The sequence below is a fragment of the Rhizobium sp. P2_G2 genome (genome assembly GCF_056403555.1).
In genome coordinates this window covers 191,716-206,805 of sequence record NZ_JBFUFF010000004.1, presented here as the reverse complement: position 1 = coordinate 206,805, position 15,090 = coordinate 191,716, and the positions used below count along the sequence as shown (strand labels likewise).

At 62.7% G+C, this 15,090-nt stretch carries 13 protein-coding genes; 6 read left to right on the top strand and 7 right to left on the bottom strand.

Going from position 1 to position 15,090, the window contains the following annotated elements; all coding sequences use genetic code 11:
* Nucleotide 1: 1 nt before the first annotated feature.
* Nucleotides 2-301, bottom strand: coding sequence for a hypothetical protein (locus AC1D06_RS05745; protein WP_477985512.1), 300 nt, complete (start codon nt 299-301; stop codon nt 2-4).
* Nucleotides 302-306: 5 nt separating this feature from the next.
* Nucleotides 307-1,104 carry a DUF899 domain-containing protein gene (locus AC1D06_RS05740; protein WP_477985511.1) on the bottom strand — a complete coding sequence of 266 codons (798 nt, stop codon included), beginning with the start codon at nt 1,102-1,104 and terminating at the stop codon, nt 307-309.
* A gap of 118 nt (nt 1,105-1,222) precedes the next feature.
* Between AC1D06_RS05740 and AC1D06_RS05735 the strand changes: the two genes are divergently transcribed.
* Both AC1D06_RS05735 and AC1D06_RS05730 read left to right on the top strand, forming a co-directional pair.
* A complete protein-coding gene (locus tag AC1D06_RS05735) occupies nt 1,223-2,443 on the top strand; it encodes a helix-turn-helix domain-containing protein (RefSeq protein ID WP_477985510.1) in 1,221 nt (406 codons plus the stop codon).
* A 28-nt stretch (nt 2,444-2,471) separates the two neighbouring features.
* The gene (locus AC1D06_RS05730; protein WP_477985509.1) at nt 2,472-3,104 is read left to right on the top strand and encodes a Vgb family protein; all 633 of its coding nucleotides are present in this window, start codon (nt 2,472-2,474) and stop codon (nt 3,102-3,104) included.
* A 55-nt stretch (nt 3,105-3,159) separates the two neighbouring features.
* Here AC1D06_RS05730 and AC1D06_RS05725 read toward each other — a convergent pair whose 3' ends face one another.
* Genes AC1D06_RS05725 through AC1D06_RS05710 form a run of 4 tightly spaced genes read right to left on the bottom strand, consistent with a single transcriptional unit; the run spans nt 3,160 to nt 7,976 of the window.
* The gene (locus tag AC1D06_RS05725) at nt 3,160-4,608 is read right to left on the bottom strand and encodes a mannitol dehydrogenase family protein (protein ID WP_477985508.1); all 1,449 of its coding nucleotides are present in this window, start codon (nt 4,606-4,608) and stop codon (nt 3,160-3,162) included.
* Nucleotides 4,605-6,020 carry a glucuronate isomerase gene (gene uxaC, locus AC1D06_RS05720; RefSeq protein WP_477985507.1) on the bottom strand — a complete coding sequence of 472 codons (1,416 nt, stop codon included), beginning with the start codon at nt 6,018-6,020 and terminating at the stop codon, nt 4,605-4,607. The genes AC1D06_RS05725 and uxaC overlap by 4 nt, the downstream gene beginning before the upstream one ends.
* Before the next feature lie 30 nt (nt 6,021-6,050).
* Nucleotides 6,051-7,238, bottom strand: coding sequence for a mannonate dehydratase (gene uxuA / locus AC1D06_RS05715; protein WP_477985506.1), 1,188 nt, complete (start codon nt 7,236-7,238; stop codon nt 6,051-6,053).
* An 18-nt stretch (nt 7,239-7,256) separates the two neighbouring features.
* Nucleotides 7,257-7,976 carry a GntR family transcriptional regulator gene (locus tag AC1D06_RS05710; RefSeq protein ID WP_477985505.1) on the bottom strand — a complete coding sequence of 240 codons (720 nt, stop codon included), beginning with the start codon at nt 7,974-7,976 and terminating at the stop codon, nt 7,257-7,259.
* A 180-nt stretch (nt 7,977-8,156) separates the two neighbouring features.
* Between AC1D06_RS05710 and AC1D06_RS05705 the strand changes: the two genes are divergently transcribed.
* From AC1D06_RS05705 to AC1D06_RS05690, 4 genes are read left to right on the top strand one after another with little or no spacing between them, the layout of a single operon-like run.
* A complete protein-coding gene (locus tag AC1D06_RS05705) occupies nt 8,157-9,332 on the top strand; it encodes an extracellular solute-binding protein (protein ID WP_477985504.1) in 1,176 nt (391 codons plus the stop codon).
* A gap of 55 nt (nt 9,333-9,387) precedes the next feature.
* The gene (locus tag AC1D06_RS05700) at nt 9,388-10,476 is read left to right on the top strand and encodes an ABC transporter ATP-binding protein (RefSeq protein WP_477985503.1); all 1,089 of its coding nucleotides are present in this window, start codon (nt 9,388-9,390) and stop codon (nt 10,474-10,476) included.
* On the top strand, nt 10,473-11,351 hold the full coding sequence (locus tag AC1D06_RS05695; protein ID WP_477985502.1) for an ABC transporter permease: 879 nt from the start codon (nt 10,473-10,475) through the stop codon (nt 11,349-11,351). The genes AC1D06_RS05700 and AC1D06_RS05695 overlap by 4 nt, the downstream gene beginning before the upstream one ends.
* A 3-nt stretch (nt 11,352-11,354) precedes the next feature.
* Nucleotides 11,355-12,191, top strand: coding sequence for an ABC transporter permease (locus AC1D06_RS05690; RefSeq protein ID WP_477985501.1), 837 nt, complete (start codon nt 11,355-11,357; stop codon nt 12,189-12,191).
* 9 nt (nt 12,192-12,200) lie between these two features.
* Here the strand turns inward: AC1D06_RS05690 and AC1D06_RS05685 are convergent, their stop codons facing one another.
* Nucleotides 12,201-14,864, bottom strand: coding sequence for an EAL domain-containing protein (locus tag AC1D06_RS05685; protein WP_477879066.1), 2,664 nt, complete (start codon nt 14,862-14,864; stop codon nt 12,201-12,203).
* Nucleotides 14,865-15,090 lie beyond the last annotated feature (226 nt).

Below are 15,090 nucleotides of genomic sequence, written 5' to 3'. Positions count from 1 at the left end.
CTCAGTGTTGAGCGTTTGCCGGCGAGACCAGTCTTATCCAAGGCGTCAGGTGAAAGGCGCTCATCAGCAGATACATCATCGCCATGCCGGTCAGGGGAAAGGTCCCCTGACCGGCGGAGCACATCATCATCGACGCGTCGCCACCGAGTTGCGTTGCCACGGTCATGGCGATGAAGGTCGGCGCTGCCGCGAGGGAGAGCCAGTCAGCGAGGCGGAGGTCGCCGATCCGTCGTCCGGCGGCGACGACGGACGCCTTGCCCTCGGGCAGCGCAGAGCTGGAACACGTCGAGAGATCCGGCATGGAAATCACTCCCTGCCGTAGCGGTCGTGGTGGCGCCACCAGATGCCTTGCTCATTGCGGCCTTTCGGCGCGCGGTCGAGCCACTGATACATGCCCCAGACGCCGTCCAGTCCACGCGCATAGCTGGAATAGCTATGATAGATGTCGCGGTCTTCGATGACGAAGGTGCTGAGGCCGGGCCGGTCGCGCGTATAAGTCGCGAGGTCGGTGCCAGTCATGGCAGCCATCTGTTCGGCCGGGCTTTCCTCGCCGCGCTCTTTCCATTCCTTCATGGTGCCGCCGGAGCTCATCCCGGCCATCGGTGGCTCCTTGCGGAAATTATATTCGATGCCGCCGTCGCGCTGCTGCTCCGGCGTGAACCAGACATTGAAGTCATTGTTGAAATCGCTTTCGCCGGACGAGGCCCAGGAAAAGTCCCAGCCCATGCGCTGCCTGAATTCCTGGAGCTTCGCCAGCGGCGCGCGCGATACCGCGGTGAAGGCGACATCATGGTTTTCGAGATGCACGGTAATGCCGTTGAAGCCGTCGGCGATCGACGAACAGGACGGGCAGCCGGCGGTATAATCGATGCCGAACATGAAGTGGTAGATCAGAAGCTGCGAGCGACCCTTGAACAGGTCGCGGAGCGTTGCCTTGCCCTGTTCGGTGTCGAAGCGATAGTCCTTCTCGATCTTCACCCAGGGCAGATCCTGCCGCCGCTGGGCGATCGCATCGCTTTGCCGGGTCAGTTCCTTCTCGGCGGCGAGCAGGTCGATCCGTGCTGCGAGCCATTCTTCGCGTGAGCCGGTGAGGTGCATTGTCATTGAACTCTTCCTCTACTTCTCTTGCGCCACCACATCCGGGCGGCATGTTGCTTGCTTGCGAGGAGTAAATTAGCCTCGGATGCCAAGAGGGTGGAGTTACAAGTGTGACGGGATTTCTATGGATTCGCTGATCAATGCCGCGGCGCGGTCGCTTGCGACAGGCGATCCGCTCGGGGCGCTCAAGCGCATTGCCTTGCGCGAAGACGCGCCCGCGCTGGCGCTGCGCGGCATCGCCATGGCCCAGCTCGGCGATTTTCCGCGCGCCAAGGCCCTGCTCAAATCGGCGGCCAAGGTGTTCGGGCCAAGAGAAGCAGTGGCGCGGGCGCGTTGTGTCGTCGCCGAGGCCGAGATTGCACTGGTGTCGCGCGATCTTGCCTGGCCGGCCAGGACGCTCGAAGCGGCGCGGGCGACGCTGCAGGCGCATGGCGATGCGGTCAATGCCGCTTATGCCGGCAATCTCGAAGTGCGGCGCCTGCTGCTGATCGGACGGCTGGAGCATGCGGAGCGCCTGCTGGCCGACCTTGATCCCGCGCCATTGCCGCCAGCCTCGAGGGCCGCTCATTGGCTGGCCGTCGCGGGACTGGCGATACGCCGCCTGAAGACGAGAGCGGCGCGGACGGCTTTCGCCGATGCGCTCGCTGCGGCGCGGCAGGCGGGGATTCCGGCGCTGGCGGCGGAAATCGAGGGCGCGGCGGCCGTTCTTGCGGTGCCAGCTGCGCGTCTGGTCGGGCGCGACGGCGAGCGTCCGATCTTGCTCGAAGAGGTCGAGGCTCTGTTCGACTCGGATGTCCTCGTCGTGGATGCGTGCCGCAATGCCGTTCGGCAGGGGGGCAGCATCGTGCCGCTCGCAAGCCGGCCGGTGCTGTTTGCGCTGGCACGCAGTCTGGCGCAGGCATGGCCGGGCGACGTGCCGCGGAGCGTGCTGATCGCCCAAGCGTTCCGGGCAAAATATGCCGATGAATCGCACCGCGCGCGTCTTCGGGTGGAGATCGGGCGGTTGCGCGTTGCGCTGCAGTCGATTGCCGACATCCGCGCCACGCGCGAGGGTTTTGCGCTGTCGCCGCATCAAGCGCGGCAGATCGTCGTGCTTGCGCCGCCGGTCGAGGAGGACCATGCGGCCTTGCTTGCCTTTCTGGCGGATGGCGAGGCGTGGTCGAGTTCGGCGCTGGCAATTGCGCTCGAAACCAGTCCGCGGACGATTCAGCGGGCACTCGACGAACTCCTGACCGCTGGTAAAGTGCAGTGCTTCGGCCGCGGGCCGGCGCGCCGGTGGATGATGCCGCCGATCACCGGCTTTCCGACAACTTTGTTACTCCCCGGCCCGCTGCCGGTGGGATAGAATGAAGGCATTTGGTTAGGATGGGCGAATGAAGAAATCCCGGGCTGAAGTCCTCTGCGAATACGGACCCTTTGAGGGCGCGTCGCGCGTCAACGGCGTTACTTTCGACGGCGAACGCGTCTGGTTTGCGGCTGGCGACAAGCTGCATGCTTTCGATCCCGATAGTGGCGAGGAACAGCAATCGATCGACGTCGCCTCGCATGCCGGTACGGCCTTTGACGGCCGACACCTTTTCCAGATCGCCGAGGATCGCATTCTCAAGATCGATCCGAAAAATGGCGATGTCCTCGCCTCGATTCCCGCGCCGGGAGAGGGCGGTGATTCCGGCCTGACCTGGGCCGAAGGATCGCTCTGGGTCGGTCATTACCGCGCAAAAAAGATTCACCAGATCGACCCGGAAACCGGCGCCATCCTGCGCAGCATCGAGACCAGCCGTTTCGTCACCGGCGTGACCTGGGCCGGCGAGGAACTCTGGCACGGCACCTGGGAAGAAGAAGAAAGCGACCTTCGCCGCATCGATCCCGTCAGCGGCAAGCTGCTTGAAGTGCTGGAAATGCCCACCGGCACCGGCGTTTCCGGGCTGGAATCCGACGGCCGAGAGCGGTTCTTCTGCGGCGGCGGAAGCAGCGGCAAGGTCCGCGTCGTGCGGCGGCCGGGGTAGCGGCCGCATCTTTTTCACTGAAGCGAAAGTCTCGTGAAACGCCGAGATCGGCTTATCAATTGAGGCGATGGCGAAGAAGAAGCGAGTTCAGCGTCTCGGCCACTTTTTCTGTCCAGCCGATGTTCTCTCTCAGCGCCGCCGGGAAAAGACCGGGAAGCCTGAAAAGCGCATGCGAGATGGCATTGCCTGTTCTGGGAATGTCTCCCAGAGACGCGCCGATCTCCGCGGCCCGGGGATCACGCAGATCATAAGCCTCACCGTTCCGGTCGACGCCGACTGCATAGCGCATCCAAGCGGCGATCGCGATGGCATATGTCTCGGCTCCATCGCCTGTAGCCAACGCGGCGACGGCTGGCTCCAACAGGCGCTGCGGCAGTTTTTGTGTGCCATCCATGGCGATCTGGTAGGTGCGGTGGGCGATCGCCTTGTTGGCGAAGCGGGATGCGAGCTGATCGGCATAGGCGGCAAAGTCGATGCCGGGCAAGGGGTCGAGCGTCGCGGCCGCCGCTGCCATATGGCGCCGCGCCAACGCTGCCAGTTGTGCATCCTCCATGACGTCGCGGATATAGTCGAAGCCGCCGATGAAGCCGAGATAGGCGAGCAGCGAATGCGTGCCGTTGAGCATGCGGAGCTTCATTTTCTCATAGGGTGCGACGTCGCTGACCATCAGTACGCCAGCTTTCTCCCAGGCCGGTCGGCCGTTCGCAAAGCGGTCCTCGATCACCCATTGAGCAAATGGTTCTGTTTCGACAGCGGCGAGATCGATCCGGCCCGTGAGACGCGCAGCGTCGGTATAGGTGGCGTCCGTGCTGGCCGGCGTGATGCGGTCGACCATGGTCGATGGGAAAGGCACGTTTTCGGCGATCCAGTCGTGCAGCGAAGCATTGATGCGTGCTGCGAAATCCAGCACCAGCCGGCGCAGCACGTGGCCATTGGCCGGCAGGTTGTCGCAGCTCAACGGTGTGAACGGGGCAATGCCTTTTTCCCGGCGCCGCGAGAGGCCTTCGACGAGATAACCGACAGCGCTGCGTGATGCATGCCGGTCGGCGAGATCGTGGGCGATATCCGGATGCGTGATGTCGAGGCCGCCGGTGGCCGGATCCAATCCATAGGCTTTTTCGGTCACCGTCAGGCTGACGATGCGGATCGTGGGATCCTCCAATCGGGCGAGCAATGCGGCCGGGTCGCGGGAGGCGGCATGCGCCTTGAGGATCGAGCCGATCACGTCAGCCGTTGTCCCGGCTGTATCGCGGATGAGCAGCGTATAGAGTCCGTTCTGGGCGTTGAGATGGTCGACCACATCGGTAGTCCGAAGGCTGGCGACCTCAATGCCCCAATCGCCACCGGCATCGGCAATCGAAGCGTCCGTATAGCCGGCGAGATGCGCTCGGAAGAATGCGCCGGGGCCGAGATGCAGAATGCCTGCCTTCAGCGAATTGCGGTCATAGCTGGGAATGCTGACGCCGGATGGCAGGCCGGCGGTATCGTGTAGACGCTCGGTCACAGTTTGTAGGCCTTCTTTGCATTACTGTAGCTCAGTGCTTCCGCCACGCCTTCCGCATCTCGCTTGGATAGGCGGTGTTCGGCAACGAGGTCGGCGAGAAAGCGGCAGACTTCGCGGCGCCAAACATCGTGCCGGGCGGGAATCGACAACAGCGCCCGGGTGTCGTCGTTGAAGCCGGCGAGATTGGCAAAGCCGGCCGTTTCGACGACTTGATCGAGATAGCGGCGGATACCGTTCGGGCTGTCGTGGAACCACCAGGGCGGGCCGATCATCAGGCAGGGCCAGTAGCCTGCCATCGGGGCAAGTTCGCGGGCATAGGTGGTCTCGTCGAGTGTGAACAGCAGGATGCGCAGGCCCGGCGCATGGCCGTATTTCGACAGCAGCGGGCCAAGGCCGCCAACCCAATCGGTGGGGGTGGGGATATCGGCGCCCATATTCGGGCCGCGGGTGCGGAAGAGGCCTATGTCGGTGTTGCGTCGGGAGCCGGCATGGATCTGCATGACCATGCCGTCTTCCGCTGAAAGGCCAGCCATTTCGGTCAGCATCAAGCCGCGGAAGAGCTCGGCATCGGCGGCAGTGGCGGGTTCGACCAGGATGCGGTCGAGCAGGGCCTGTTTGTCCGACAGCGGCCGGTCGGCGGTAAAGGCGGTGGGTACGCCATGGTCGGTGGCGGTGGCGCCATATTGGCGGAAGAAGGCGCGGCGGCGGCGATGCGCCTCGATCATGCCCTCCCAATTGGTGATATCGGTGCCGGCGATTTCGCCGAGCTTGACCAGGTTTTCGCGGAAATGCCGCGCATCGGGATCGGTGACGCTGTCGGGCCGGTAGGTCGAACGCACCTTGCCGATCCAGCCGTCCTTCGCCAGCTTCTGGTGATGCAGGAGTGGATCGAGTGCGCCGTCTGTCGTCGCGATCGTCTCGATGTTGAAGCGCTGGTGTAGTGCCCGCGGGCGGAATTCGGGCCGGGCGAGCTCGGCGTTGATATGGTCATAGAGCACGTCGGCATTTTGTGGCGTCAACGGCTCGGTACAGCCCAGCACGGCCGACATGGCATGGTCGACCCAGAGCCGCGACGGCGTGCCATGGAAAAGATGATAGTGTGCGGCAAAAGCCCGCCAGATATCCCGGCCGCGCGCAACCGGCTTGCCGTCCAGGCGCGGTACGCCCAGCGTGTCGAGATCGACCCCAACCGAAGTGAGCATGCGGAAGAGATAGTGGTCAGGGATCACCAGCAGAGAGGCGGCATCCTCGAACGGCTTGTCTTCGGCGAACCAGGCCGGCTCGGTATGGCCGTGCGGGCTGACGATCGGCAGGTCACGCACGGTTTCATAGAGGTCGCGGGCGATCGTGCGGAGGGCTGGATCAGCCGGAAAAAGCCGGTCGGGGTGTAGGAAGCCGTCGCTTGCCGTCATGAGGATACTCCTTGCCGCCTGAAGCGGGCTCTAATTCGGCACGCTGCCGAGCGCGTAGAGAATGCCGCGCAGTTCCGCGAGGCCGCGCATGCGGCCGATGGCCGGATAGCCGGGGGTCACGGTCTTATGGAGGTCGTCGAGCATGCGATGACCATGGTCGGAGCGGAAGACGATCGAATCTTTTTCGTTACGCCTGCGGTCCTCCGCTATGAGTTCCCTGAGCACCGCGACCATGTCGACATTGCCTTCGAGATGCGCGCTTTCGTGGAAACTGCGGCCGTCGCCTTCGCGCTTGGTGGCGCGGAGATGGGCGAAATGGATGCGCGAGGCGAAGCGGCGAGCGATTGCCGGCAGGTCGTTGTCGGCGCGGACGCCAAGGCTGCCGGTGCAATAGCACATGCCGTTGGCCGCGGACGGCACCGCGTCGAAGAGGGCGGCATAGTCCTTCGCCGTCGAGGCGATGCGCGGCAGGCCGAAGAGCGGCCGTGGCGGATCGTCGGGATGCAGCGTCAGCTTGACGCCACGTGCCTCCGCCGCCGGCGTCACGGCTTCGAGGAATTCGATCAGGTGCCGGCGCAGAGTCTTAGCGTCGATCTCGGCATAGGCGAGCAGCTTGTCACGGAATTCGGGAATGGTCAGCGGTTCTGTTGTCGAGCCGGGCAGGGCGGACGTGATGATGCGGGTGATCTCGGCGATCTCGTCTTCCGTCATGCTTTCGAAGACCGTGCGTGCACGCGCTGTGTCTTCCGGCCCATAGTCCTGCACGGCGGCCGGACGCCGCAGCACAAAGAGATCGAAGGCAGCGAAGCGCTCGTGGTCGAAGCGCATCGCGGTCGCGCCTGTGGGCGTTACGTGGTCGAGTTCGGTGCGCGTCCAGTCGACGACCGGCATGAAATTGTAACAGATGATCGGAATATCGCAGGCGGCGACGGCTTCGAGGCTGGCAATCCAGGCCTCGATTTCCTGTTTCGCGCCCTTGCCCTTGCGCTTGACGGCGTCGGGAATAGGTATGCTTTCGATCACCGACCAGGTGAGTTTCGAGCGGCCGGGTGGCGTGATCTCGATCAGCGACTGGCGCTCGCGCACTTCGGCCTCGGTCCAGGCGCGGCCGATCGGCACGTCATGCAGGGACGAGACGATATTGGTGGCACCGGTCTGGCGCACCTCGTCGAGCGTCACCGGGCTCGCCGGCCCGAACCATCTCCAGCCCTGTTTCACGCATTCTCCTCCGGCGGCTCAGCAGAAATAATCGGGATAGCGGGAGCGCAGTTCCGCGACGTCGGGGATGACTGCGCTGAGATGATGGATCATCCGCTCCCGCGCCTGCTGTATGTCATGGGCGGCGATCGCATCGAGAATTGTCTGATGCTCGGCGATGACGTTTTGCATGCGGCCAAGCACCGGCAGCGTCAGCCGTCGTGCGCGGTCGATCTGCACTTTCACCGTCTTGAGAATATTCCAGATGCCCGGATAGCCGGCGATCTGGCTGATGGCTTCGTGAAACGCCTCGTCCTGCTCGTGAAAACCAGATGTGTCGCCGATCGCCGCAAGCGCCTTCTGGCGCGCGATGATCGCCGCCAGCCGTTCGATATCGGCTGCGGTGGCAATCTCGGTCGCCCGCTCCACCGTCGTGCATTCGAGCGATTTGCGCACCACGACGGCTTCCGGAATGGCGCCGACCGGCACGCGCGACACCACCGTGCCTGATTGTGGATAGATATCGACCAACCCGCCCTCGGACAGTCTCAACAGCGCCTCGCGCACCGGCGTACGGCTGACGCCGAATTCCTCGGCAATCCGTTTCTCCTGCAGCGCGGTTCCCGGCGGCAGGCGTAGCGACAGGATGTCGGCGTGAAGGCGACTGAAAATCGCATCCGCCGTCGTCACGCGACGTAGCGTGATTATTTTCTCCGGCTCTCGCTCACTCAGCGCGTTTGAGACGCTGTTCTCCGTCATCGGCTTTCCATGTTGTTGACACTTTCGTGCATACTAGTATATCAGTTGCCGTCGCTTGCCAAGGGCATCCGAAGAGGAGTTGGAAACTTGGCCTGAACTTTACGCAAATATTTCCAATCATTTTCACGCCGGCATCCGCCCCATGTCGCCGGTATGGATCAAAGTGGAGGAGAGACCACGATGGAGATGAAACGCAGAACATTCGTCGGCACCGCAGCCGGCGCGGCCGTTGCCAGCCTGCTGCCCTCGCGCCTGCTGGCCGCCGTCGCCAAGCCGGCCAGCCCGGTGACGATCACGATCGCCGACGTGGCAGGCGACCTGGCGCTGACGCAGGGCATGTTCGAGAACTATGCATCGGAAAAATCCGACTGGGTGTCGAATTTTGCCTTCACCAAGGCACCGGCGCCGGAACTGCCCGCCAAGATCAAGGCGCAGCAGGATGCCGGCAAGGTCGATATCGATCTCGTGCTCACCGGCACGGACGCGCTCTCGGCCGGCATCGACCAGGGCCTGTGGATCAGCATGGACAGCCACAAGGCCGACTTGCCAAATGCCGAAAACATCCTTCTGCCGCAGGCGCTGAAGATGCAGTCGCTCGCCAAGGGCCAAGGCGTGGTGATCACGTATTATCCGTCGGGACCTCTGCTTGAATATATGCCGGACAAGGTGGCCAATCCGCCGAAGACGGTGCAGGAACTGCTCGATTGGACCAAGGCCAACAAGAACAAGTTCCTCTATGCCCGTCCCGCCAATTCCGGCCCCGGCCGCACTTTGCTGATGGGCCTGCCCTATCTGCTCGGGGATAAGGATCCGCATGATCCGGTCAACGGCTGGGCCAAGACCTGGGACTATCTCGCGGCGTTGGGCGAGAATATCGAATATTACCCGACCGGCACCGCCGTCGTGTTCAAGGAACTCGGCGAAGGCACCCGCGACATGGTGGCGACCACGACCGGCTGGGATATCAATCCGCGCGCGCTCGGCATCGTGCCGGCCGAAGCCAAGGTGACGAAGCTCGACGGTTTCCACTGGGTAACGGACGCGCATTATGCCGTGATCCCGAAGGGCGTCTCCGACGAGAAGATCGCGGTGCTGATCGATGTGCTGAACTACATCCTGCAGCCGAAGCAGCAGGGTATCGCCTATGATGCCGGCTATTTCTATCCCGGCCCGGCGGTCAAGGATGTGACGCTGGCCATGGCGCCGCAGGAAAGCCAGGACACGCTCAAGGAATTCGGCCGCAAGGAGTATGACGACTGGATTCCGAACAACCCGCTGGAGGTGCCGCTCGAACCCAAGCAGATGGTCACGGCCTTCCGCATCTGGGACGAGAAGATCGGCGCCAGGAAGGGCTGATCCCGCTTGAGCCGGTGCCGCTTTTCTCGGCTGGCGCCGGCCGATCCGCTTCACCATGGAGATTGGCTTGACCTCGCTCTCGCCTGCAAAAAACAATGCACGCCTCGAATTGCGCGGGCTTCGCCGCTCCTTCGGCGCCTATAATGCGCTTGACGATATCGATCTGGCGATCGAGCCGGGCGAATTCATCGCGCTGCTCGGGCCTTCGGGCTGCGGCAAGTCGACGGCGCTCAATTGCATTGCAGGCCTCTTGGCGCTGTCGGGTGGCGAAATCCGTCTCGGCAATCGTCGCATCGATGAACTGGAGCCGGAGAGGCGCGGCTTCGGCATGGTGTTCCAGAGCTATGCGCTGTTTCCGCATATGAGCGTGCGGAAGAATGTCGGCTTCGGCCTCTCCATGCAGGGCGTCAAGGGAGCTGAAGCCGACAAGCGCATCCAGGCGGCGCTGGCGCTCGTCCGGCTCGAAAGCCAGGCGGAAAAGCTGCCGGGCCAATTGTCCGGCGGTCAGCAGCAGCGCGTCGCCATTGCCCGCGCCGTCGTCATTCGTCCGCCTATCGTGTTGATGGATGAACCGCTCTCCAATCTCGACGCCAAGCTCAGGCTGGAAATGCGGGCCGAAATTCGCGGCATTCATGATCAGATCGGCTCGACCACCATCTATGTCACGCATGACCAGGACGAGGCTTTGTCGCTGGCTGACCGCATCGTGGTGATGAGCCAGGGTCATATTGAGCAGATCGGTTCGCCGCAGGACCTCTACCAGCGGCCTGTCAATCTCGCCGTCGCCGATTTCATGGGGTTTCGCACCCGCATTTCCGGCCGGGTCGTTTCGGTGTCCGGGGCTGAAGCCGAGATCGAAGCGGCTGGGGCGCGGTTGTCCGGCACTATGCGAGCACCGCTGAAGGTCGGTGATGCTGCGGTGCTTTCCGTCCGTCCCGAGGATCTGATGGCGACAGACGGAGAAGGCATTTTCGCGACGGTCGCCAGCATGGAATATCGCGGCCGCGCCTTTTTTGGCATGGCGCGAGCGCCCGATGGCGCCGACCTCTATTTCCGCGCTGACCAGGCGCTGCCGCGCGGGGCAGAGACGCGGCTAAACCCGCTTCCCGGTCATGCGCTGCTGTTCAGGGATGGAAAGCAATGAGCGGTCCGAGCCTCAGGACACGGCTTGCCGTGCGCGGGCTGGACGGGACCACGCTTCTGGTCCTGCCCGGACTGCTGCTGATGATCGCGCTGTTTGTCTATCCGTTCCTCTATGGCGTGGTGGATTCACTCATCCCCAAAGAGGGCGCCTGGTACGCCAACTATGTCAAATTCTTCAGCGATCCGTTCGAGTACAAGACGATCGGCGCCACCCTCTGGCTGGCGCTGCCGGTGACCATCGTCAATCTGGCAATCGCTGTGCCGATCGCCTTCCGTGTCCGGCTGATGCATCGGCAGAGGTTGTTGACCACGATCCTGGTCCTGCCGATCACGCTTGGCACGGTCTTTGTCGCCGATGGCCTGCTGACCTTTCTCGGACCGCGCGGCTGGTTCAATCATACGCTTCAGGCGCTCGGCATTCTCAGCGATCCGGTCAAGCTGACCAACAATTACTGGGGCGTGTTTGCCTCGCTGCTGATCACCGGATTTCCCTTCGCTTTCCTGCTGGTTCTGTCCTTCATCACCGGCATCGATCCGGCCATCGAGCAGGCCGCCGCGACGCTCGGTGCCGATGCGCGGCGTCGGTTCCTGCGCGTTTTCCTGCCGTTGCTGGTGCCGGGACTGGCGATCACCTTCTGCCTGTCATTCGTCCAGGCGTTCGCGGTGTTTCCCTCCGCCCTGCTGCTCGGCGCGCCGGCGGGGCCGACACGGGTGATATCGATCGCGGCCTATCAGGCGGCCTTCGAACAATATGACCACTCGCTCGGCTCGGCGATCGCGCTGGTCATGGGGGCGGTCGAACTGGTCGTCGTGCTGGTGGTGCTCGGCCTGCGTTCGCTCTTTTATCGCGGCCCGGCTGCTGGAACGAAAGGCTGAGTCATGATCCGCGACAAGGGGCTGACATCGAAAATCTGGCGCTTCGCGGTCTGGGGCACAGCACTGCTCTTCATCCTCAATCTCTTGGCAGTGATCGCCGTCGTCATCATCAATTCCTTCGCCACGCGCTGGCTCGGCACATGGCTGCCGGCTGGCTGGACCACGCGCTGGTATGCGAGCGCCTGGAAGGAATTCCAGCTGGGAAACGTCGTCCTGGTGACGTTCGAGATCACCTTTACGGTGGTGATCATTTCCGGCCTGATCGGCGTGATGACGGCCTATGCGCTGGCACGGCGGGATTTTCCGGCCAAGCGCGCCATCGTGCTGCTCTTCCTGCTGCCCTTGCTCATTCCGCCGCTGACTTATGGCATTCCGCTCGCCACGGTACTCTACCGGCTCGGTCTCGGCGGGTCGTTCTGGGGCGTGGTGCTGATCAACCTGGTCCCGTCAGTGCCCTTCGTCGTGCTGGTGATGATCCCCTTCGTCGAGCAGATCGATCCGCGCATCGAGGCTGCGGCACGGGTATTTGGTGCCGGGACCTCCAGCCTGTTCGTCCGCATCCTGCTGCCGCTGCTGCTGCCGGGCATGCTGGCGGCACTGCTGCTCGTGCTGGTGCGCACGATCGCCATGTTCGAGCTGACATTCCTGATCGCTGGCCCGACGACCCAGACGCTGGTGGTGGCGCTCTACTACGCCGTCTTCGCTTCGGGTGTGCGTGCGGCGCAATCGATCGATGCGATGGCGGTGGTCTATATGGTGACGACCTTGTTCTGGCTGGTGATCGCGCTGCAATTCGTCAACCCGACACAGATCGTTGCCCGCGCCAAGCAGCAGCAATAGGGCGTCGGCTCAGGCCGCCGCTCCGCGAACGATGTCCTCGAATTCCGGCGCTGAAACCGGCCGGCTGAAATAGTAACCCTGCATCTCGTCGCAATTGTTTTCGCGCAGGAAGGTCAGTTGCTCGTCGGTTTCGACGCCCTCGGCGATGACGCGCAGGTTCAGCTTCTGGCCGAGCAGGATGATGGCGCTGGCCACGGCGCGATCGCTCTCGTTGACCGAAAGGTCGTCGATGAAGGACTTGTCGATCTTCAGACGGGCGACAGGAAAATTCTTCAGCGCGCTGAGACTCGAATAGCCGGTGCCGAAATCGTCGATGGACAGCTGCACGCCGAGCGATTGCAGCGCCTGCATGGTCGCGACCGCGTGGTCGATATTCTGCATGATCAGGCTTTCGGTGAGTTCGAGCTCCAGATATTTTGCCTCAAGCCCGCTCGCTTCGAGCGCCTCGACGACCTGCTCGATCAGGTTCTTTTCCCAGAACTGACGCGCCGAGACATTGACGCAGATATTGATCGGCGGCAGGCCGGCATCCTGCCAGGCCTTGTTCTGGCGGCAGGCCTCGCGGATCACCCAATTGCCGATCGGCACGATCAATCCGGTCTCTTCGGCCAGCGGAATGAAATCGGCCGGCGAGATGCGACCGAGTGAAGGATGGTTCCAGCGTATAAGCGCTTCGGCGGCGAAGACGCGACCGGTCTTCAGGTCGACCTGAGGCTGGTATTGCAGGAAAAGTTCGGCGCGCTCCACGGCGTTGCGCAACTGCTCCTGCAGCAGCAGTTTCTGGTGGGCCTTGGCGTTCAGCTCCGGCGAATAGAACTGAAAATTGTCGCGCCCCAAGCCCTTGGCCTGATACATGGCCGCATCGGCATTGGTCAGCAGCGCTTCAGTGCTCGCTCCGTCGGCGGGGTAGTGGGCGATGCCCATGCTGCAGGTGACCCGCAGTTCATGACCTTCCAGCGTGATCGGCGCGGCCACGGCGTCGATAATGACCTGGCATATGGCGGGGACGGTCTCCGGCAGCTTGGGCTGGTCGGGCAGCAGGACGACGAATTCGTCACCGCCCAGCCGGACGACGGTGTCGGTCGAGCGGACATGTTCCAGCATGCGGTTGGCGACGATGCGCAGCAGCTCGTCGCCGGCATTGTGGCCGAGGCTGTCGTTGACGAATTTGAAGCGATCGAGATCGATGAACAGCACGGCAACGCCGCGATCGGTGGCTTCCGCCTGCTCGATCGCGTCGGCGAGACGCTGCCTCAGCAGAGTGCGATTGGGCAGATGTGTCAGCGCGTCATGCGTCGCCATGAACTGGATATGGTCCTCGGTCAGCTTCCGCTCGATGGCGATGCCAGCGATGCGGGTTGCCATGCTGACAAGGCCGGTCTCTTCACTGGTGGGCTCGCGCACCGATTTGGAATACATCGCAAAGGTGCCAAGAACCGCCCCTCTATGTGACATGATGGGTGTCGACCAGCAGGAGCGGTAGCCAAAGGGCGCCATCAGCTCGCGAAAATCCTCCCAGAGCGGATCAGCCTGGATGTCGGCAACGATCACGGTTTCCTGACGATAGGCGGCCGTGCCGCAGGAGCCGACTTTGGGGCCAATCCGCACGCCTTCGATCGCACGTGAATAATCCGGATCGAGGTGCGGTGCGATCCCTCGGCAAAGCCTTTCGCCGTCATTGTCCAGCAGCAGGATCGAGGCGACGATGCCGGTCAATTGCGCTTCGATGAGCAGCACGAGTTCGGTCAGCACATCTTGCAGTGGCGCTGCAGTCGCGATCATTTCCAGGATCTTCGCCTGGCCGCCGCGCAATATTTCAGACCGTTTGCGTTCGGTGATGTCGCGGGCAATGCCGACGAGGCCGAGAACCTCGTTGTCGCGTCCGCGCAGCAGCAGCTTGGTGGACAAGATCCATTTGAACCGGCCGGACGGATCGTGGACATTCTCCTCCCGGTCGATCATCGGTGTGCCGGTGCGCAGGATCTCGAGCTCGCGCTCCCGGAACTCCTTTGCCAGTTCGGGTGGATGGTAATCGCTGTCGACCAGACCGATCATTTCCTCCGGCGTCCGGCCCCAGTCGGCGGCCAGCGCCGTGTTGGCGATGACGAAGCGGCCGTCGACGTCCTTGACCCAGAGATAGTCGGGCACGGAGTCGATCAGATGCTGCAGCGACATCCGTTCATTGGCGAGCGCCGTGTGGGCGATCTTGTCGGAAATATCCTCATGGGTCGCCACCCAGCCGCCATCCTCCATCGGTTGGTGGCAGACGCGGATGACACGACCATCCTGGAGTTCGGCATTCCAGATAATCGGGCGCCCGGCGACAGCTGCATCGGTGCAGAATGAGGTATAGTTGTCGGCGCTGCCCATCGGGCAGGTACCATTGGCCTCACGCAGCTCGATGATCTCGCGCAACGACGTGCCGGAGACGAGACATTCCGGATCGAGGCGATAGATTTCTGCGTAGCGCGGATTGCTGAGCACCAGCCGCTGTTCGCCGTCGAAAAAGCAGACACCTTGGGAAATATTGTCGATCAGCGTCTGGTAGCGCAGCATCTGCACCATCAGCGACGGAAGGACCGACAGCACCTCCTGCTCGTCATGCGCCTGCTGCACGTCCTCAGGATCAAGGCCGCTGTCGTTAAAACCTTTGATAAAATGTTTTTCAAGCAATTGCAGCACCTTCCCAGTACATGCATGAAGCAATGTCTGCGACTGCTTACCTATAATATACAGTTGTTAACCGTCGCTAAATCATGCTCGTCTGGCACGGTTCATGGCAAAGGCATGTCGAACTGGTTGCCGTTGCGCAACTGATCGCATGGCGTGGCGCTGGTTCTACCGAGTTGGAAGTGATCGGATTCCAGCGGATCGAATTTGTTCGCTTGCCAATCGTTTA

Coding starts and splice junctions, on each gene's coding strand:
- AC1D06_RS05735 (WP_477985510.1), top strand. CDS start 1,223: ATGGATTCGCTGATCAATGCCGCGGCGCGGTCGCTTGCGACAGGCGAT.
- AC1D06_RS05740 (WP_477985511.1), bottom strand. CDS start 1,104: ATGACAATGCACCTCACCGGCTCACGCGAAGAATGGCTCGCAGCACGG.
- AC1D06_RS05695 (WP_477985502.1), top strand. CDS start 10,473: ATGAGCGGTCCGAGCCTCAGGACACGGCTTGCCGTGCGCGGGCTGGAC.
- AC1D06_RS05745 (WP_477985512.1), bottom strand. CDS start 301: ATGCCGGATCTCTCGACGTGTTCCAGCTCTGCGCTGCCCGAGGGCAAG.
- AC1D06_RS05710 (WP_477985505.1), bottom strand. CDS start 7,976: ATGACGGAGAACAGCGTCTCAAACGCGCTGAGTGAGCGAGAGCCGGAG.
- AC1D06_RS05700 (WP_477985503.1), top strand. CDS start 9,388: ATGGAGATTGGCTTGACCTCGCTCTCGCCTGCAAAAAACAATGCACGC.
- AC1D06_RS05705 (WP_477985504.1), top strand. CDS start 8,157: ATGGAGATGAAACGCAGAACATTCGTCGGCACCGCAGCCGGCGCGGCC.
- uxaC (WP_477985507.1), bottom strand. CDS start 6,020: ATGACGGCAAGCGACGGCTTCCTACACCCCGACCGGCTTTTTCCGGCT.
- AC1D06_RS05730 (WP_477985509.1), top strand. CDS start 2,472: ATGAAGAAATCCCGGGCTGAAGTCCTCTGCGAATACGGACCCTTTGAG.
- AC1D06_RS05690 (WP_477985501.1), top strand. CDS start 11,355: ATGATCCGCGACAAGGGGCTGACATCGAAAATCTGGCGCTTCGCGGTC.